An 18,261-nucleotide genomic window follows, 5' to 3' on the forward strand; every position below is an offset into this window, starting at 1 on the left:
TGTCGCCACTGGATCCCGGCCTGCGCCGGGATGACGAGCAAAGGCGCGACCGGCATGGGGTGACCGATGTGCGGTGCTATCGGTCAAGCTCTTATGCCAAGATCGCCCGCTTGCAAGGGGAGGGGTCAAGGTGAGCGGGAAAGACATCGTCTCGTACGACGGCGTGCATTGCGCCAATTGCACGGCAGCCATGCAGGGCGAGTTCTGCCACCACTGCGGGCAGTCGATCCACACCGTGCTCAAGCCGGTGCACCACATGTTCGAGGACACGCTGGAGACCTTCCTCCACGTGGACGGCCGCGTGCTGCACACCTTGCCGCCGCTGATGACCAGGCCGGGCTTCCTCACCCTGGAATATTTCTCCGGGCGCCGCCAGCGCTACGTGCCGCCGTTCCGGCTGATGTTCGTGCTGTGCCTGCTGGCGTTTTTCCTGACCCATATCGCGGTCGACTCGCTGGCCGACCATGGCAAGAGCGGCACGCCGTCGGCCCAGGTCGACCGCCACACTTTCGACAAATTCGATACGCCCGAACAGGTGCAGCAGGCGCTGGACAAGCGGCTCGCGGAGCTGAACCAGGCCAAGGCGCAGATCGGGAATGTCGCCGGCGTCGACACCGACACGTCCAAGGCCGAGAAGAAACTGCGCAAGCAGGCCGACGCGCGCATCGCGGAGATCGAGGCGGAGCAGGCAAAAACCCCGGCCGCGGGCGCCTCGGCCGGTGCACCGGCGGCGGCGGCGGCGTCCGCCGCCCGCGCCGACGACGACAACGACTTCAAGGACATGAACGATGCGCTCAGCCCGGCGCGCGTCCACGTGTCGTGGCTGCCGGAATTCATGAACACCCGGCTGGCGCACTCCGCCGCCAACCTGCGCGCCAACCTCAAGGGCATGAGCAGCAGCAACCGGGAGGAACACGACCAGGCGGTCGAGCGCATGAAAGCCGGCATCTTCGGCGTGCTGCCGCAGACCATGTTCGTGCTGATGCCGGCCTTCGCCCTGCTGCTGAAGCTGTTCTACCTGTTCAAGCGCCGGCTCTACATGGAGCACCTGATCGTGGCGCTGCACAGCCACGCCTTCCTGTTCGCGGTGCTGCTGCTGTGGGTGGCGCTGGCCATGGTCAAGGCCTGGGTCGCGCCGCACGCGGCCTGGGCCGGGTCCCTGCTGGGCTGGCTGGAATTCGCCCTGGCGATATGGGCGCCGGTGTACCTGCTGCTGATGCAGAAACGCATCTACCGGCAGGGCTGGCCGATGACGGTGATCAAGTACCTGATGGTTGGCTGGTGCTACTTCTGGCTGCTCGGATTTGCCCTGGGCGGCGCCTTCCTGATGGGTGTGGCGCACTGAACTAGGTGCCCGAATTTTGTGATGGACATCACAGCGAAACCGGGCAGTGGCCGACGCATCGAGCCCTGCCAGAATCGCGCCAGCGAGGGTTTTGCACAGCATCACAGGACTGTCAATAGATTGACCACGGCTATGTCAATTGGATGAACACCAGCCGAGCGGCCACTGTAAGTCATTGAATATAAATCGCATTACAAGTTGGCTAAAAGTTCGACAGCACGTCGCAAAGTCCGATTTTTCTGGCTTTGAGGGCACCCTTCCCCGGCGCATCCACAGACTTATCCACAGCTCTTGTGGATAAGCCAGATTTTCCCCTTCACAGAGCTACTTAGGGGGGACTTCTCGACGGGGGGCCAGCAGGGGGCCGAAAACGAAGGCGCAGGTTGGGGTGAGCCGCAGGCGACCCCGACACCGGCACCTTCATGCGCCGCGCCACGTTGGGGTTCGCCTGCGGCTCACCCCAACCTACGTCGATGGCGCACGGCCGTTACACTGGCCCGCCCTGAGGATCGCCATGCCCTCCGTTCTGCGCGTCGCCCTGCCGGTGCCCCTGCCCACCTTGTTCGACTACCTGCCGCCCGCGGCCGGCGAGGCGCAGGCGGGCAGCCGGGTGCTGGTGCCGTTCGGGCGCGGCAAGGCGGTGGGCGTGGTGGTGGAAACGGATGTCGAATCCACCCTGGGCGGCGCGCGCCTGAAACGCGTGCTGCGGCTGCTGGACGAAGCGCCGCTGCTCGACGCGGAACTGATGAAGACCCTGGCCTGGGCCGCCGACTACTGGCTGGGCGCGCCCGGCGAGGCCTACGCCAACGCCTTGCCGCTGGCGCTGCGCGAAGACAAGCCGCTGCCCGACACGCATGAAGAAGTCTGGGCGCTGACCGTCGCCGGCCGCAGCGCGCTGGATGCCGGCAGCCGCAAGGGCGGCAGCCGGCGCCTGCTGGAAACCCTGGCCGCCGCGCCGCTCGGCGCCGGCGAACTGCACGAGCGCCTGCCGGACTGGCGCGCGGCCGCGCGCCGGCTCGCCACGGCGGGCCTGATCGAACGCGTGCGCCGCGCAGCCGATACCGCGCCGCAGCCCGCCGTCGCGCCGCCGGCGCTCAGTCCCGAACAGCAGGCCGCGGTGGAGGCGGTAAGCGCGGAACTGGGCCGCTTCCAGCCCTTCCTGCTCGACGGCGTCACCGGCAGCGGCAAGACCGAGGTGTACCTGGCGCTGATCGAACAGGTGATCGCGCAGGGCAAGCAGGCCCTGCTGCTGGTACCGGAAATCGGGCTGGCCCCGCAGACCGTGCGCCGCGTGCGCGAACGCCTGGGCGTGCCGGTGGAAGTGCTGCATTCCAACCTCGCCGAGGGCGACCGCGCGCGCGCCTGGCTGCGCGCGCGCGACGGCGAGGCGCGGGTGATCCTGGGCACGCGCTCGGCGGTGTTCACGCCGCTGCCGCGCGCCGGGCTGATCGTGGTCGACGAGGAACACGACGGCGCCTACAAGCAGCAGGAAGGCTTCCGCTACCACGCGCGCGACCTGGCCCTGCTGCGCGGCCGCGCGCTGGGCGTGCCGGTGCTGCTGGGTTCGGCCACGCCTTCGCTGGAATCGCTGGCCAACGTGGACGCCGGCCGCTACCGCGCGCTGCATCTGCGCGCGCGGCCCGGCGCGATCCGCCCGCCGCAGGTGCAGATCGTGGACATGCGCGCGCAGCGGCTGGAACACGGCCTGTCGCCCACCCTGCTGAGCGCGGTGGCCGACACCATCGCGCGCGGCGAGCAGGCGCTGGTGTTCCGCAACCGCCGCGGCTACGCGCCGGTGCTGCTGTGCCATCAGTGCGGCTGGCATGCCGAATGCCCGCGCTGCGAACACCCGCTCACCCTGCACGCGGGCCGGCGCCAGCTGATCTGCCACCACTGCGACTACCACACGCGCCTGCCCGAGCACTGCCCCTCCTGCGGCGCACCGGACCTCAAGCCGCAAGGCCAGGGCACCGAGCGCCTGGAAGAAGCGCTCAGCGCGCGCTTTCCGGATGTGCCCGTACTGCGCATCGACCGCGAGACCACGCGCCGCCGCGACGCCTTCGACGAACTGCTCGAGCGCCTGCGCGGCGACGGCCCGGCGATCCTGGTCGGCACGCAGATGCTGGCCAAGGGCCACGACCTGCCCAATCTCACCCTGGTCGCCATCGTCGGCGTGGACGAAGGCCTGCACAGCGTGGATTTCCGCGCCAGCGAGCGGCTCGCCCAGCTCATCGTGCAGGTGGCCGGCCGCGCCGGACGCGCCAGCAAGCCCGGCCGCGTGATCCTGCAGACGCACCACCCGGAACACCCGCTGCTGCGCCAGCTGCTGGCGCAGGGCTACGCCGCCGCCGCGAAGGAACTGCTGGCCGAACGCCAGGCGGTGCAGTTGCCGCCGTACATGCACCAGGTGCTGCTGCGCGCCGATGCGCACCAGCGCGAACACGTGGATGCCTTCCTGCGCGAAGCACGCGGCGCGCTGGAACCGGCCGCGCAGGCGGAACTGGGCATCGCCGGCCCGATGCCCGCGCCGATGCCGCTGCGCGCGGGGCGCCATCGCGGGCAATTGCTGGTCGAGGCGGGCAGCCGCGCGGTCCTGCACGCGGCGCTGCGGCCGTGGGCGCGCGGCTTGTCGGCACTGCCGTCGGCGCGGCGGGTGCGCTGGTCGCTGGATGTGGATCCGGTGGATCTGTACTGAGCGTGCCGGAACCTGAAGCCCCTCTCCCATCGGGAGAGGGGTTGGGGAGAGGGGTTGGGGTTGGGGTGAGGGTGCGGGCGGAGCGCAAGAGTGATGTGCTTCGCTCCGGCCGGACCCTCATCCGGCTGCCGCCACCTTCTCCCGGAGGGAGAAGGCCTTGCTTTCAGAGATTGAGGAAACGGCCAGACGCAATCGAGTACTGAGCGGGAGCTGCCCGCTAAAATACGCGACGCCCTCTCCCAACGAGCTCCCCCGATGTCACAGCCCGATCCCCGGCCGCACATCGTCATCCTCGGCGGCGGTTTCGGCGGCATGGCCGCCGCGCACCGGCTCGACGACGCCTCGCTCCGCGTCACCCTGGTCGACCGGCGCAACCACCATCTGTTCCAGCCCCTGCTCTACCAGGTCGCCACCGCGGGTCTTTCCGCACCGTCGATTGCCGCGCCGCTGCGGCAGATCCTGCGCAAGCAGCAGAACGTCACCGTGCTGCTGGACGAAGCGCAGGGCATCGACCTGGCCCATAAGCGCGTGCTGCTCGCGCAAGGCCCGCTCGACTACGACTATCTGATCGTCGCCACCGGCGCCACGCACGCCTACTTCGGCCACGACGACTGGGCCCGCCACGCGCCGGGCCTGAAGACGCTGGACGACGCCTTCGCCATCCGCCGCCGCGTGCTGCTCGCCTTCGAGCATGCTGAGCGCGAAGACGATCCGGCGCGGCGCCAGGCCTGGCTCAATTTCGTGGTGGTCGGCGGCGGCGCCACCGGCGTGGAGCTGGCCGGCACGCTGGCGGAAATCGCGCGCCACACGCTGCCGCGCGAATTCCGCCGCAGCGATCCGCGCCAGGCGAACATCCTGCTGGTGGAAGCGGGGCCGCGCGTGCTGCCGGCGTTCGCGCCGGAGCTGTCGGCGAAGGCGCGCAAGCAATTGGAGAAACTCGGCGTGCAGGTGCGCACGGATACCGCCGTTACCGCGATCGGCAGCGACAGCGTGCAGCTCGGCAACGAGACGCTGGCCTCGCGCACCGTGCTATGGGCGGCCGGCGTCGCCGCCTCGCCGCTGGGCCAGCACCTCGGCGTGCCGCTGGACCGCGCCGGCCGCGTGCTGGTGACGCCGGAGCTGGCCGTGCCGGGTCACCCGGAGGTGTTCGTCGTCGGCGACCTGGCCAGCGTCACCCAGGCCGACGGCAAGCCGGTGCCCGGCATCGCGCCGGCCGCCAAGCAGATGGGCCGCTACGTGGCGGACGCGATCCTGGCGCGCCTCGGCGGCCACGCCGCACTCGCACCGTTCCGCTACCGCGACGACGGCACGCTGGCCACCATCGGCCGGCTGTCGGCGGTGGCGCAGTTCGGGCGGGTGAAGCTGTCGGGCGTGCTGGCCTGGTGGGTGTGGCTGGTGGCCCACGTGTATTTCCTGATCGGCTTCCGCAACCGCCTGGTGGTGCTGCTGGACTGGGCCTGGTCGTACTGGACCTACCAGCGCCATGCGCGCATCGTCACCGGCTCCGATACCCGCCGATCCGGCGGCACAGACGAAAGCTGAGCGCGCTTTGCCCGGCGCCGCCAGGCGGCGACAATACCTCGTTCCCCCAGACGGATTCCGCTCGTGTCCAACCAACTCGAACAGCTGCGCCAGTACACCACCGTGGTCGCCGATACCGGCGACATCGAGGCGATCGCCCGCTATCGCCCGGTGGACGCCACCACCAATCCCTCCCTGCTGCTGAAGGCGACCGAGCTGCCGGCCTATGCGCCGCTGATCGACGAAGCCGTGCAGTGGGCCAAGGCCCAGAGCGGCTCACGCGAACGCCAGCTGGTGGACGCCGGCGATTACCTCTCCGTCGCCGCCGGCCGCAAGATTTCCGAGCTGGTGCCGGGCCGCGTGTCCACCGAGGTGGATGCGCGCCTTTCCTTCAACACCGACGCCACCATCGCCAAGGCCGAGCGCCTGATCGGCCTGTACGAAGCGGCCGGCGTGAAGCGCGAGCGCATCCTGATCAAGATCGCCTCCACCTGGGAAGGCATCCGCGCCGCCGAGACGCTGGAACGCCGCGGCATCCAGTGCAACCTCACCCTGCTGTTCTCGTTCGAGCAGGCGGTGGCCTGCGCCGAGGCCGGCGTGTACCTGATCTCGCCCTTCGTCGGCCGCATCATGGACTGGTACGTCGCCAACACCGCGACCAAGACCTACGCGCCGGAAGAAGACCCGGGCGTGAAGTCGGTGCGGCGCATCTACGGCTGGTACAAGCAGCACGGCTTCGACACCGTGGTGATGGGCGCGAGCTTCCGCAATATCGGCCAGATCCAGGCGCTGGCCGGCTGCGACCGCCTGACCATCAGCCCGGATCTGCTGGAGAAGCTGGAAGCGACCAGCGAGCCGCTGCCGCGTGCGCTGCAGGACGACGGCAAGCGCGAGGCGCGCGTGCCGGCGCTGAATGAAGCCGGGTTCCGCTGGGGCCATAACGAGGATGCGATGGCGACGGAGAAGCTGGCCGATGGCATCCGGAAGTTTGCGGCGGATCAGCGCAAGCTCGAGGCGATGCTGGCGGCGCGGCTGTAAGCCTCTGCTCTTGCCCCCTCTCCCCTCCGGGGAGAGGGTTGGGGTGAGGGGCCGGACGGAGCGGTGAGCTGAGGGTCGGTACAAGCCTTAAAGCTTTTCCTCGCCCCGTAGAAGCGTTACCGCGAGCACCCGCCCCTCATCCGGCTGCCGCCACCTTCTCCCCGGCGGGGAGAAGGATTCTCTATTTGGCGCTGGCTAAATCGTCGGTGGTCCACCCGCCACCCAACGCCCGCACCAGCTGCACACTCGCCCGCAGCTGCCGCGTATCCAGATCCAGCAAGGTTCTCTGCGCATCCAGCGCCGCCGTCTGCGCCTGCACCACGTCGAGATAGCCCACCGCGCCCTGCCGATACCGATCCATCGCGATATCCAGCGAACGCTTCGCCGCGTCCGCCGCATCCTGCTGGTCGTTGCGGGCCATGCCGAAGTGATCGAGCTGGGCGAGGTTGTCCTCCACCTGCTGGAACGCGTTGAGCACCACGCCGCGATAGCGCGCGCCGGCTTCCTCGGTGGCGGCCTTGGCCGCTTCGACGCCGGCCTTGCGGCGGCCGCCGTCGAACAAGGTGAGCAAGGCCGTCGGGCCGATCGCCCAGAACTGGTTGGGCGCCGTGAACAGGCCGCCATAGCGGTCGCTCTGGAAACCGCCCTGCGCGCTTAAACCCAGCGACGGGAAATACGCCGCGCGCGCGATGCCGATCCGCGCATTCGCCGCGGCGACGCGGCGCTCGGCGGCGGCCACATCCGGACGGCGCTGCAGCAGCGTCGACGGCACGCTCACCGGCACCGTCGGCAAGGGCAGCGCCGCGGTGTCGGCCTGCAACGAGAAATGGGAAGCGGACTCGCCGACCAGCGACGCGATCGCATGCTCCACCAGCGCTCGCTGCGCCTGCGTCTGCGACCACTGCGACTTGGCCGAGGACAGCTGCGTCTGCGCGCGCGCCACGTCCAGGCCCGAAGCGATGCCGCCGCTGTGGCGCGTCTGCGTCAGCTCCAGCGCCTTCTGATAAGCGGCGATGCTTTCCTTCAGCAGCTGGATCTGCTGATCGAGTCCGCGCAGCACCAGGTAGTTGTCGGCCAGCTGCGCCTGCAGGCTCAGGCGTGCGGAGGCCAGATCCGCGGCCGCGGCCAGCGCATCGTCCTTGCCCGCTTCGACCGTATTGCGCACGCGGCCCCAAAGGTCCACTTCGTAATCGACCTCGGCACCGAGCGTGTAGCTGTCGTAGTTGGCCGGCGAGGTGGCACCGCGCAGCGGACGCGTATCCGACTGGCGGTCGCGCTGCGCATTGGCATTGAGGCCCGCCTGCGGGAACAACCCCGCGCGCGCCTGCTGGCTGAATGCCTGCGCCTGCTGGTAATGCGCCAAGGCAGCGGCTAGGTCGGCGTTGTTCTTCAGCAGGCGCTGCTGCAGATCGCTCAAGCGGGCGTCGCCGTACAGCGTCCACCAGCCGTCGCGCGGCAGCTGGTCCGAGGGCTGCGCCGCCACCCAGCTCTTGCCGTAGGCCTCGCCGTGCTCCTGGAACTGCTCGGCCACCGGCACCTCGGGCGCCTTGTACGCCGGCGCCAGCGAACAGCCGGCCAGCAGCGCGGCCAGTGCGAGGGCGAGAACGCGCTCAGGCCTTCTTTGCATTGCCGCGCCCCTGGTTCTTGGCCAGTTCGGTGTTGTCCTTCTCGGCGGTGCGCACCTGGTCGCCGTCGACCAGGCCGTCCGGCGGGCTTTCGATCACGCGGTCGTCCGCGCCCAGGCCCGAGCCGATCTCCACCGTCTTGCCGTAGTCGCGCAGGATGGTCACCTGCTTGAAGGCGATCTTGTTGTCCGCGCCCAGCGTGGCGATGCGCGTGCCCTTGTCGTCGATGATCAGCGCGCTGGCCGGCACGCGCAGCGCGGCGGCGTCGCCGGGGCGGTCCAGCCGCACGCTGGCGAAGCTGCCGGGCATCAGCTTGCCGTCGGCGTTGTCGACCGCGAGCTGGATCAGCGTGGTGCCGGATTCGGCGGCCACCGCGCCGGCGGAAGCTTCCACGCGCGCCTGGAAGGTGCGGCCGGGATACTCCGGCAGCGACAAGGTGGCGATCGCGCCCGGCTTGATCGACGGCGCGTAGTTCTGCGGCACGCGCACGTACACGCGCAGCTTGCGGACGTCGGACACCACGAACAGTTCCGGCCCGCTGCCGCTGCCGGCGTTGATCAGCGCGCCGACGTCGGTCTCGCGCGCGGTGACCATGCCGTCGAACGGCGCGACGATGCGGGTAAAGCCCTTCAGCGCCTCGATGCGGTCGACATTCGCCTTGGCCGCCTTGGCGATGGCCTGCTTGGCGGTGAAGTCGCCGGTCTTCTCGTCCACTTCCTGGCGCGAGACCGAATCCGAACCGAGCATGGCCTGCCAGCGCTTGGCGGTGGTGGCGGCCAGCGCGGCATTCGCTTCGGCGCTGGCCAGGTCCGCCTTGGCCTGCAGCAGCTGCTGGTCCAGGTCCGGCGTTTCGATTTCCGCCAGCAGCTGGCCGGCCTTCACCGGCGCGCCGATGTCGACCTTCCAGGATTTCAGGTAACCGCTGACGCGCGCATAGATCGGCGCGCGCGCATAGGCTTCGAGGCGGCCCGGCAGGTCGAGCGAGGCGCCGGCGGCGCTGCGTTCGACCGGCACCACGCTCACCGTGGGCACGGCCTGCTGGTCGGTCCAGTCCTTGAGCTTGCGCGCGTCGTTGGCGCGGGTGACCACGCCGGCGGCGACCACGGCGACGACCACGACGGCGCCGATGATGCCGGCGCGGCGCAGGCGGTGCACCGGCACGGGACGGGGGGTGTGAGGAGCGTTAGACATGGACGGGCTCTCCGGAAACCGAAGCCGGGTCGGCGGCGCGGCCATGCCGCGCGTGGATGATGCGGAAGACGACAGGAACGAAGAACAGCGTGGCGACCGTGGCGAAGATCAGGCCGCCGATCACGGCGCGGCCCAGCGGGGCGTTCTGCTCGCCGCCCTCGCCCAGGCCCAGCGCCATCGGCGCCATGCCGATGACCATCGCCAGCGCGGTCATCAGCACGGGACGGAAGCGCACGAAGCCGGCTTCCATCGCCGCCAGGTGCGCGTCGCCGTGCTCGGCCAGGCGCTCGCGGCAGAAGCTCACCACCAGGATCGAGTTCGCCGTGGCCACGCCCATGCACATGATGGCGCCGGTGAGCGCCGGCACCGACAAGGTGGTGCCGGTGGCGAACAGCATCCACACGATGCCGGCCAGCGCCGCGGGCAGCGCGGTGATGATCACGAACGGATCGCTCCACGACTGGAAGTTCACCACGATCAAGAGATAGATCAGCACCGCCGCGCCGAGCAGGCCGAAGATCAGGCCGGAGAACGCGCTGTTCATGGTCTTGACCTGACCCAGCAGCGCGGTGGACGAACCCTTCGGCAGCTGCTTGGCGTGCGCGGCGACGATGTTCTGGATATCCGCCGCCACGGCACCGAGGTCGCGCCCCTGCGTGGTGGCGAAGATCTCCACCATCGGCTGGATGTTGTACTGGCTCACCACCGCATTGCTGGTGCCGCGCTTGATCGTGGCCAGGCCGCCGAGCAGCTGCGAGCTGCCGCCGCCGCTGGAGGTGACGGGGATGTTCTCCAGCGCCGACAGCGAATCGAGCTTGTACTGCGGCGTCTGCATCACGATCGGGTAGGAGATCTGGTTCTGCGGATTCAGCCAGAAGGTCGGCGCCACCTGGCTGGAGCCGGCCAGGTTCACCACCAGGCTGTTGGTGACGTCGCGCTCGGTCACGCCCAGCAGCTGCGCGCGGGTGCGGTCCACGTCCACGGCGAAGGTGGGGTTGGCCTGCGACTGCTGGATGCGCGCATCGGCCACGCCCGGCACGCGGCGGATCTCGCGCAGCAGCGTGTTGGCGTAGGCGAAGTTCTGCGGCAGGTTGTTGCCGCGGATCTGCAGGTCGATCGGCGCGGGCGAGCCGAAGTTGAGGATCTGGCTGATGATGTCCGCCGGCGGGAACGAGAAGGTCACGCCCGGGAACTGCCGCGGCAGTTCTTCGCGCATGCGGCGCACGTACCCGGCGGTGGGCCGGTGGCCTTCGTTGAGCGCGATCTGGATGTCGCCGTCCCAGGAACCGATCGTGCCGGTGTTGTTGTAAGCGGTGTTGATGCCGCTGATCGGCTGGCCGATGTTGTCCACCACCGTGCCCAGTTCCTCCGGCGGCACGATGCGGCGGATCGCCGCCTGCACGTTGGCGAAGATGGTGGCGCTCTCCTCCACGCGCGTGCCGATCGGGGCGCGCACGTGCATCAGGATCTGGCCCGCATCCACCGCGGGGAAGAAGTTGCGGCCCAGGAACGGCACCAGCGCAAACGAAGCCACCACGAAGGCGAGGAAGCCGCCGACGAACACGCGCCGGTGTTCCAGCGCCATCGCCAGCAGGTCGCGGTAGGCCGCGCGCACGCGCTCGAAGCGCGCCTCGAAGCCGCGCTGGAAACGCACCAGCGGGTTGGACGAAGGCGGCAGCGCAGCGCTGTTGCCGTGCTCGTCGGTGTGCGGCGCGTGCGGCTTGAGCAGGTACTTCGCCATCGTCGGCACCAGGGTGCGCGACAGGATGAACGAGCAGATCATGGCGAACATCACCGCTTCGGCCATCGGCACGAACAGGAAGCGCGCCACGCCTTCCAGGAAAAACATCGGCACGAACACGATGCAGATGCACAGCAGCGAGACGAAGGCCGGCGTCACGATCTGGCGCGCGCCGTCCATGATCGAGGTCTCCACGTCCTTGCCGTGTTCCAGATGCCAGTTGATGTTCTCGATGGTGACCGTGGCGTCGTCCACCAGGATGCCCACCGCCAGCGCCAGGCCGCCCAGGGTCATGATGTTGAGCGTCTCGCCCACCGCCGACAGCGCGATGATGGAGCCGAGGATCGCCAGCGGGATCGAGGTGGCGATGATCACGGTGGAGCGCCAGCTGCCCAGGAACAGCAGGATCATCAAACTGGTCAGCGCCGCGGCGATGATGCCTTCCTTCGCCACGCCGCCGATGGCCGCGCGCACGAACAGCGACTGGTCGCCGATGGGCGCGATCTGCAAGGTGTCGGGGAAGCTGTCCTTCGCGTCGCGCAGTTTCTGCTTGACGCCGTCGATGATGGCCAGGGTCGAGGCCGAGCCGTTCTTCAGCACCGTCATCAGCACCGAGCGGCCGCCGTCGACGTGCACGATATTGCTCTGCGGCGGGTTGCCGTCGCGCGCCTGCGCCACGTCGCGGATGTACACGGTGGTGCCGTTGACCGTCTTGATCGGCAGGTCGCCCAGCGCGCGGATGTCCGACGGCGCGTTGTTGAGCTGCAGCGTGTATTCGTATTCGCCGATCTTCTGCGTGCCCACCGGCACGATCAGATTCTGCGCGGCCAGCGCATTGGCCACGTCCTGCGCCGACAGGCCGCGCGCCTGCAGCGCGGCCGGATCGATGTCGATCTGCACCTGGCGCGTCTTGCCGCCGAACGGATACGGGATCGACGCGCCCGCCACCGAGGTGAGCACCGGGCGCACCGCGTTGGTGCCGAGGTCGCCCAGGTTCTGCTCGCTCAGCCCCTTGCCCGACAGCGCCAGCTGGATGATCGGTACGGTGGAGGCGTTGTAGTTGAGGATCAGCGGCGGCGTGATGCCCGGCGGCAGCTGGCGCAGCAGGGTCTGCGCGACCGCGGTGACCTGCGCGTTGGCGGTGCGGATGTCCACCGTCGGCTGGAAGAAAATCTTGATCACGCCGAAGCCGTTGATCGACTGCGCCTCGATGTGTTCGACGTCGTTCACCGTGGTGGTGAGCACGCGTTCGAACGGCGAGGCGATGCGCCCCGCCATCTGGTCCGGCGGCAGGCCGGTGTACTGCCACACCACGCTGATCACCGGAATCTTGATGTCCGGGAAGATATCGGTCGGCGTCCGCATCGCAGACAGCGGGCCGATGATCATGATCAGCAGGGCGAGAACGACGAAGGTGTAGGGCCGCGAGAGCGCGATCCGGACGATGCCAAGCATGCGGGGGATTCCGAGCGCGAATGTTGCGTCGCGAAATTTTGCCACGGCACCCCGGCCGGGCGTTCGGTTATCCGGATGAAGATATTTTCATTATTGATTTACCCCCCCACGCCGAGACGACCTAGCCCCCTCTCCCCTCCGGGGAGAGGGTTGGGGTGAGGGGCCGGGCGGAGCGTCAGGCTGAGGGTCGCAAGAGACGTAAGAGCCTTTCTTCTCTTCGTAGCGGCGCTACCGCAAGCACCCGCCCCTCATCCGCCTGCCGGCACCTTCTCCCCGGAGGGGAGAAGGCTTGCTTCGTCGAGCGGCGCCTGCACCGTGCGCGACAGGCAGGTACCCGGCACTTCCCCCGGCTTCACCGTATAGCCGTACAGCGTAATACGCGAACCGGGCCCTTCCTTCTGCTCGCCGATATCCAGCGCGAAGCCGTGCAGGCGCACGATCGCGCTGACGATGCTGAGGCCCAGGCCCGAGCCGGGCATCGCGCGGCTGTTATCGCCGCGGTAGAAGCGCCGAGTGACGGCATCGCGCTCGTTCGCGGGGATGCCGGGGCCCTGGTCCAGGATGCTGATGCGCGGGCCGCGGCTGTCCATGCGCGCGCGCAGGCGCACTTCGCCGCCGGCGGGGGTGAACTTGATGGCGTTGCCGACCAGGTTGGCCAGCGCCTCGAACAGCAGATGGGCGTCGCCGCGCACCGACACCGTGGGTTCGATATCGAGCACGAAAGGCTGGCCGCGGTCCTCCGCCACCGGCGCGTAGAACTCGTGCACCTGCTGCAGCACGCTGCCCAGGTCCACCTCGTCGAAGCAGGCGCTGCGCCGGCCGTCTTCCAGTTCCGATACGCGCAGCAGCGCGCGGAAGCGGCCGAGCACCTGGTCGATGTCGACGATGCTCGCTTCCAGCAGCGCGGCCTCGGGCTGCTCGGCCAGCTGCTGCTGCGCGCGGTACAGCCGCGCGCGCAGGCGGGTGAGCGGCGTGCGCAGGTCGTGGGCGATGTTGTCGCACACGCCCTTCACTTCGTTCATCAGGCGCTCGATCTCGTCGAGCATGGTGTTGACGATGGCCGCCAGCACGTCGACTTCGTCGCCGCGGCTGCTCACCGGCAGGCGCTTGGCGAGGTCCCCCTGGCGGATCGGATCGGTGGCCTGCTGCAGCATGCGGATGCGTTTTTCCGGGCCGCGGCGCAGCAGGAAGCCGCCGAGCAGGCCGGGAATGATGGTGAGCGACACCGCCCACAGCAGCGCTCGCCACACCACGGCGCCGAGACCGTCGACGGTGCTGTTGTCCTTGGCGATGACCAGCACGCGGCCGTCCGCGAGCTTCGTGGCCAGCGCGCGGGCGCGCACGCGGCTGCCGTCGCGGTCGGGGCGCGGCAGGCCCTGCGCCAGCAGGCGCACCTTGCTGTCGGCGGCCAGCTCCGCCGGCATGCGCGCGATATTGCCGGCCAGCGGCTTGCCGGCGGCGTCGAACAGGCCCACCGACATCACGCCGTGCGGGTCGATGGTGATGGCGGCGTCCACCGTGGCGGGCAGGCGCGAGGTGTCGGTGTTCGCCAGATAGTGCATGCGCTGTTCCAGCATCTGGTCGATCACGGTATTGAGATAGCGCGTGGTCTCCCACTGGATGACGCCGACCAGCACCAAGCCCCACACGGCGAACAGCGCGCCGTAGATCAGGATCAGGCGGGAGGTGGCGGAGCGCCAGGCGTTGGGGCGATTCATGCCGATAACCTCACGGCGGGGCCGCCGCGTTCTGGGGTGCCGAGGTGATCATGTAGCCGGTGCCGCGCACGGTGCGGATCAGCGGCACCTGGCCGGACCCGTCGATCTTGCGCCGAAGCCGGCCGATGTGCACGTCGATCACATTGGTGCCGGGGTCGAAATGGAAGCCCCACACCGCCTCGAAGATCATGGTACGGGTGAGTACCTGGCCGGAATGGCGCATCAGGTATTCCAGCAGGCGGTATTCGGTGGGCTGCAGGGTGAGCGGCTGGCCGTTGCGGAAGGCGACGTGGCGCACCAGGTCCAGTTCCAGCTCGCCGACGCGCAGGCGCGTGTCGTGCGGCTGCGGCTGGCGGCGGCGCAGCAGCACTTCGGCGCGCGCGGCCATCTCGTCGGGGGCGAAGGGCTTGGTCAGGTAATCGTCGCCGCCGGCGCGCAGGCCGCGGATGCGGTCGTCCACTTCGCTGAGCGCGCTGATCATCAGCACCGGCGTTTCGATCTGCTGGCGGCGCAGCGCCTCGACCACTTCGATGCCTTCCAGGCCGGGCAGCATGCGGTCCAGGGTGATCAGGTCGTAGGCCTGGGCGCTGGCGCGGGCCAGGCCCTCGCGGCCGTCGGCCACCCATTCGGCGGTCATGCCGTGCACGCTGAGCTCGGCCACGATCTCGCGGGCGGTAACCTCGTCGTCTTCGATGACCAGGACTCTGGGCATGGCTATGGACGTCCGGACGTCTATCTGTCGTGTCGCAAAAACCGACGGCCCCGGGTGGGGCCGTCGGCAATCGTAACGCTGCAACGGAGAATCAGGCGGCGAACAGGCCGCGCATCTTCTTCATCGCATTGGCCTCGACCTGGCGGATGCGCTCGGCGGAGACGCCGTACTCGTCGGCCAGGTCCTGCAGGGTGGCCTTTTCCTCGTTCAGCCAGCGGCGCTGGATGATGTCGCGCGAGCGCTGATCCAGCTTCTGCAGGGCGTCGCTCAGGGTTTCGAGCTGGTTGTCGGCCTGGTCGGCGTCGGCGATGTTGTCGTACGGGTCGGCGCCTTCGTCGATCAGGAACGCGGCCGGCGCGGGCTTGGCGTCGTCATCGGCGTCGGCCGGGGCTTCGAAGCCGATGTCGCGGCCGGACAGGCGGGCTTCCATTTCGCGCACGGTCGCTTCCGGCACGCCCAGGTCCTTCGCCACCACGCGCACTTCCTCGGCGTTCATCCAGCCCAGGCGCTTCTTGCTCTTGCGCAGGTTGAAGAACAGCTTGCGCTGCGCCTTGGTGGTGGCCACCTTGACGATGCGCCAGTTGCGCAGGATGAACTCGTGCATTTCGGCACGGATCCAGTGCACCGCGAAGCTGACCAGGCGCACGCCCTGGTCCGGGTCGAAGCGCTTGACCGCCTTCATCAGGCCGATGTTGCCTTCCTGGATCAGGTCGCCGATCTGCAGGCCGTAGCCGCTGTAGCCGCGGGCCACGTGGACCACGAAGCGCAGATGGGACATCACCAGCTTGCGGGCGGATGCGAGGTCTTCTTCTTCCTGATAGCGGCGCGACAGCGCCTGCTCTTCTTCCTGGCTGAGCACCGGGATGCGGTGTACCGCCGAAATATAAGCATCCAGACTGCCGACGACGCTGGGCACCGGCAGGTTGGCGGTCACCAAAGCTTGAGACATGTGTGGATCCTCCTGGGGTCGAATTCAGCTTAGCACTCCCTCAGTGAGAGTGCTAAAGCGGTCGGGAGTTCCTCAGCGGGTGATCCCGGCTGCTTTATTGAACCGAATCGTACAGGAATACGGGGTTCCTGTCCAGACGCAGGCCACGGTAGCCGCCCGGCCCTCAAGTCCCCGTTAATCGAACCTCACCGCAAGCTTCACGTAAGGCTTTTCCTACCGTGCGGCGGGGGCTGCGCCGACAGACAGGCGGCGCCCCGGAGGCGTCCCATCGACCGGCCCGGCGGGGTGCCGGGCGTTCCATGCGGACATTCACTCTCCAAGGAGCAAACCAGATGCGCGTTGCAAAATGGCTGTTGATCGCCGCGACCACCGGCGTGGCGGGCCTGTTCGCCGGCTCCGTCGCCGCCGAGCCGAACTGTACGGTGTGCCTGAAGGGCTACCAGGGTTGCGTCAACAAGGACCCGAACAATGCGGCGAACATCGCCGCATGCATGGCGCAGTACTCCACCTGCCTGGCCTGGTGCGGCGAGCCGTCCGCCACCGCGGCCCAGCGCCGCGCCCTGCTGGACGTGCGGCCGTACCGGCCGGACCTGTCCGCCACCTCGACGGCCACCGCCCTGCCCCCGCCGCTGGCGCCGCGGGCGCCCTGATCGCAGGGGATTCCACGGAGGGTGCCGCCGGCACCCTCCTCGCCGTCAGGCGGCCAGTTCGCTGCGCCGGGGCAGCGACCAGTCGATCGGCGCCTGGCCGTGCTCTTCCAGATAGCGGTTGGCCGCGGAAAAGTGCCCGCAGCCCAGGAACCCCCGGTGCGCCGACAGCGGCGACGGGTGCACCGAGCGCAGGATGCAGTGCCGGCTGCTGTCGATCAGCTGCCCCTTGCGCTGCGCATACGAACCCCACAGCAGGAACACCAGCCCTTCGCGCTCGCGGTTGAGCGCGTCGATGGCCGCGTCGGTGAAGCCTTCCCAGCCCTTGCCCTGGTGCGAGGCGGCCTGGCCCTGCTCTACCGTCAGCACCGCGTTGAGCAGCAGCACGCCGCGGTCGGCCCAGGGGGTTAGGCAGCCGTGGTCCGGCGGGGCGATGCCCAGGTCGCGCTGGATCTCCTTGAAGATGTTCTGCAGCGACGGCGGCGGCGGCACGCCCGGCCGCACCGAGAAGCACAGCCCATGCGCCTGGCCGGGGCCGTGGTAAGGGTCCTGCCCCAGGATCACCACCCGCACCTGCTCGAACGGCGTGTGCTCGAACGCGGCGAAGATCTCCGGTCCGGGCGGGAAGATCACCTTGCCGTGCTGCTTCTCGCTGCGCAGGAAGGCCGACAGCGCCTGCATCTGCGGCCGCTCCAGATAGGCGCCGATGCGCTCCTTCCAGGACGGCTCCAGCTTGACCCGGCCCTCGTTCATGCGGCCTGGTCGTCGCGCTGGCGCAGATGCCGCGCCACGCGCAGCTGGAACAGCACCTTGGTGATCAACAGCTTCTCCTCGATCGGTTTCTCCACCAGGTCGTTGGCGCCGGCCTTGAGCAGCGCGGCCTGGTTGGCGGGATTCTCGTCGCCGGTCATCACCAGCACCGGCAGGCGGCCCTTGCCGTAGGCGTAGTCGCGGCGGATGCGCTCCAGCAGGTCGCCGCCGGTGAGCTCGCCTTTCAGGCTGACGTCGGTCAGCACCAGGTCGGCGCCGATCTGGCCCTGCGCCTTGGCCACATCCAGCCAGGCGAGTGCGTCCTCGGCACTGATCACGTGGCGCACGGTCAGGCCGTATTTCTCCAGGATGCGGCGGGTGGCCAGGGCGACCACGCGGCTGTCCTCCACGTAGAGCACCTCGCCCTCGGCCGAGCTCTCCGGGCGCACATAGCCGCGGATGAACTCGGCCAGCGCCTGGAAGCCCAGCGACTTGTCGAAGTAATCGGTGACGTGCTCGCCCAGGGTACGGCGATGCAGGCGGTCGTCGACGTCGCCGGACACCACCACGATGGGCACATAGATCTGCGGCGCCGATTCGCGCACGTAGCGCGCCAGCTCCAGGCCGTCCATGTCCGGCAGGCGCAGAGCAATGGTGATGAAGTCGAACACGCCGCCCTCGAGCAGCTGGTGCGCTTCCGCACCGCTCGCGCAGCCCACCACCTCGGCGTCCGGCAGCTCCACCTTGAGCACGCGGCTGATCAGCTGCCGCACCACTTTCGAACCGTCCACCACCAGCACGCGCGGCGCGGCGCTGACGATGCGGTTGCTGAAACCTTCACTCATTGACCGATCCATCCACGCTCAGCGGCCTC

At 69.0% G+C, this 18,261-nt stretch carries 13 protein-coding genes; 5 read left to right on the top strand and 8 right to left on the bottom strand.

Going from position 1 to position 18,261, the window contains the following annotated elements:
• The first annotated feature begins 130 nt into the window (after positions 1-130).
• The 4 genes from FHW84_RS03415 to tal all read left to right on the top strand — a co-directional run bounded on the left by FHW84_RS03415 (position 131) and on the right by tal (position 6,599).
• Positions 131-1,345 (top strand): DUF3667 domain-containing protein, encoded by a 1,215-nt coding sequence (locus tag FHW84_RS03415; RefSeq protein ID WP_343203553.1) that lies wholly within the window; start codon positions 131-133, stop codon positions 1,343-1,345.
• Between the two features lie 514 nt (positions 1,346-1,859).
• Positions 1,860-4,040 carry a primosomal protein N' gene (locus FHW84_RS03420; protein WP_167252695.1) on the top strand — a complete coding sequence of 727 codons (2,181 nt, stop codon included), beginning with the start codon at positions 1,860-1,862 and terminating at the stop codon, positions 4,038-4,040.
• A gap of 255 nt (positions 4,041-4,295) precedes the next feature.
• Positions 4,296-5,582 carry an NAD(P)/FAD-dependent oxidoreductase gene (locus FHW84_RS03425; protein ID WP_167252696.1) on the top strand — a complete coding sequence of 429 codons (1,287 nt, stop codon included), beginning with the start codon at positions 4,296-4,298 and terminating at the stop codon, positions 5,580-5,582.
• Positions 5,583-5,645: 63 nt separating this feature from the next.
• Positions 5,646-6,599, top strand: a complete 954-nt coding sequence (gene tal, locus FHW84_RS03430) for a transaldolase (protein WP_167252697.1) — start codon at positions 5,646-5,648, stop codon at positions 6,597-6,599.
• A gap of 181 nt (positions 6,600-6,780) precedes the next feature.
• On the opposite strand, the gene FHW84_RS03435 is transcribed toward tal, so the two are convergent.
• The 6 genes from FHW84_RS03435 to rpoH all read right to left on the bottom strand — a co-directional run bounded on the left by FHW84_RS03435 (position 6,781) and on the right by rpoH (position 15,990).
• On the bottom strand, positions 6,781-8,226 hold the full coding sequence (locus FHW84_RS03435) for an efflux transporter outer membrane subunit (protein WP_167252698.1): 1,446 nt from the start codon (positions 8,224-8,226) through the stop codon (positions 6,781-6,783).
• Entirely contained in the window at positions 8,210-9,415 is a 1,206-nt protein-coding gene (locus FHW84_RS03440; protein ID WP_167252699.1) for an efflux RND transporter periplasmic adaptor subunit, read from the bottom strand. The genes FHW84_RS03435 and FHW84_RS03440 overlap by 17 nt, the downstream gene beginning before the upstream one ends.
• Positions 9,408-12,611 (bottom strand): efflux RND transporter permease subunit, encoded by a 3,204-nt coding sequence (locus tag FHW84_RS03445; protein ID WP_167252700.1) that lies wholly within the window; start codon positions 12,609-12,611, stop codon positions 9,408-9,410. The genes FHW84_RS03440 and FHW84_RS03445 overlap by 8 nt, the downstream gene beginning before the upstream one ends.
• A gap of 248 nt (positions 12,612-12,859) precedes the next feature.
• Complete coding sequence (locus tag FHW84_RS03450) at positions 12,860-14,329, bottom strand: HAMP domain-containing sensor histidine kinase (RefSeq protein ID WP_167252701.1); 1,470 nt, start codon at positions 14,327-14,329, stop codon at positions 12,860-12,862.
• A gap of 10 nt (positions 14,330-14,339) precedes the next feature.
• The gene (locus tag FHW84_RS03455) at positions 14,340-15,041 is read right to left on the bottom strand and encodes a response regulator transcription factor (RefSeq protein WP_167252702.1); all 702 of its coding nucleotides are present in this window, start codon (positions 15,039-15,041) and stop codon (positions 14,340-14,342) included.
• 91 nt (positions 15,042-15,132) lie between these two features.
• Positions 15,133-15,990: an RNA polymerase sigma factor RpoH gene (gene rpoH, locus FHW84_RS03460; protein WP_167252703.1), complete on the bottom strand. Its 858-nt coding sequence runs from the start codon at positions 15,988-15,990 to the stop codon at positions 15,133-15,135.
• 332 nt (positions 15,991-16,322) lie between these two features.
• On the opposite strand from rpoH, the gene FHW84_RS03465 reads away from it, so the two are divergent.
• Positions 16,323-16,640, top strand: coding sequence for a hypothetical protein (locus FHW84_RS03465; protein ID WP_167252704.1), 318 nt, complete (start codon positions 16,323-16,325; stop codon positions 16,638-16,640).
• Positions 16,641-16,685: 45 nt separating this feature from the next.
• Here FHW84_RS03465 and ung read toward each other — a convergent pair whose 3' ends face one another.
• Complete coding sequence (gene ung / locus FHW84_RS03470) at positions 16,686-17,390, bottom strand: uracil-DNA glycosylase (RefSeq protein WP_167252705.1); 705 nt, start codon at positions 17,388-17,390, stop codon at positions 16,686-16,688.
• Entirely contained in the window at positions 17,387-18,232 is an 846-nt protein-coding gene (locus FHW84_RS03475) for a response regulator (protein ID WP_167252706.1), read from the bottom strand. Before FHW84_RS03475 ends, ung begins: the two co-directional genes overlap by 4 nt.
• Between the last annotated feature and the right edge of the window lie 29 nt (positions 18,233-18,261).

It is taken from the genome of Dyella sp. SG562, from assembly GCF_011759495.1.
Lineage (GTDB): Bacteria > Pseudomonadota > Gammaproteobacteria > Xanthomonadales > Rhodanobacteraceae > Dyella_D > Dyella_D marensis.

Bases quoted from the DNA above. Each gene is read 5' to 3' on its own strand.
- FHW84_RS03465 (WP_167252704.1), top strand. From the start codon at position 16,323: ATGCGCGTTGCAAAATGGCTGTTGATCGCCGCGACCACCGGCGTGGCG.
- FHW84_RS03455 (WP_167252702.1), bottom strand. From the start codon at position 15,041: ATGCCCAGAGTCCTGGTCATCGAAGACGACGAGGTTACCGCCCGCGAG.
- ung (WP_167252705.1), bottom strand. From the start codon at position 17,390: ATGAACGAGGGCCGGGTCAAGCTGGAGCCGTCCTGGAAGGAGCGCATC.
- FHW84_RS03425 (WP_167252696.1), top strand. From the start codon at position 4,296: ATGTCACAGCCCGATCCCCGGCCGCACATCGTCATCCTCGGCGGCGGT.
- FHW84_RS03420 (WP_167252695.1), top strand. From the start codon at position 1,860: ATGCCCTCCGTTCTGCGCGTCGCCCTGCCGGTGCCCCTGCCCACCTTG.
- FHW84_RS03475 (WP_167252706.1), bottom strand. From the start codon at position 18,232: ATGAGTGAAGGTTTCAGCAACCGCATCGTCAGCGCCGCGCCGCGCGTG.
- FHW84_RS03445 (WP_167252700.1), bottom strand. From the start codon at position 12,611: ATGCTTGGCATCGTCCGGATCGCGCTCTCGCGGCCCTACACCTTCGTC.
- FHW84_RS03440 (WP_167252699.1), bottom strand. From the start codon at position 9,415: ATGTCTAACGCTCCTCACACCCCCCGTCCCGTGCCGGTGCACCGCCTG.
- FHW84_RS03450 (WP_167252701.1), bottom strand. From the start codon at position 14,329: ATGAATCGCCCCAACGCCTGGCGCTCCGCCACCTCCCGCCTGATCCTG.
- FHW84_RS03435 (WP_167252698.1), bottom strand. From the start codon at position 8,226: ATGCAAAGAAGGCCTGAGCGCGTTCTCGCCCTCGCACTGGCCGCGCTG.
- rpoH (WP_167252703.1), bottom strand. From the start codon at position 15,990: ATGTCTCAAGCTTTGGTGACCGCCAACCTGCCGGTGCCCAGCGTCGTC.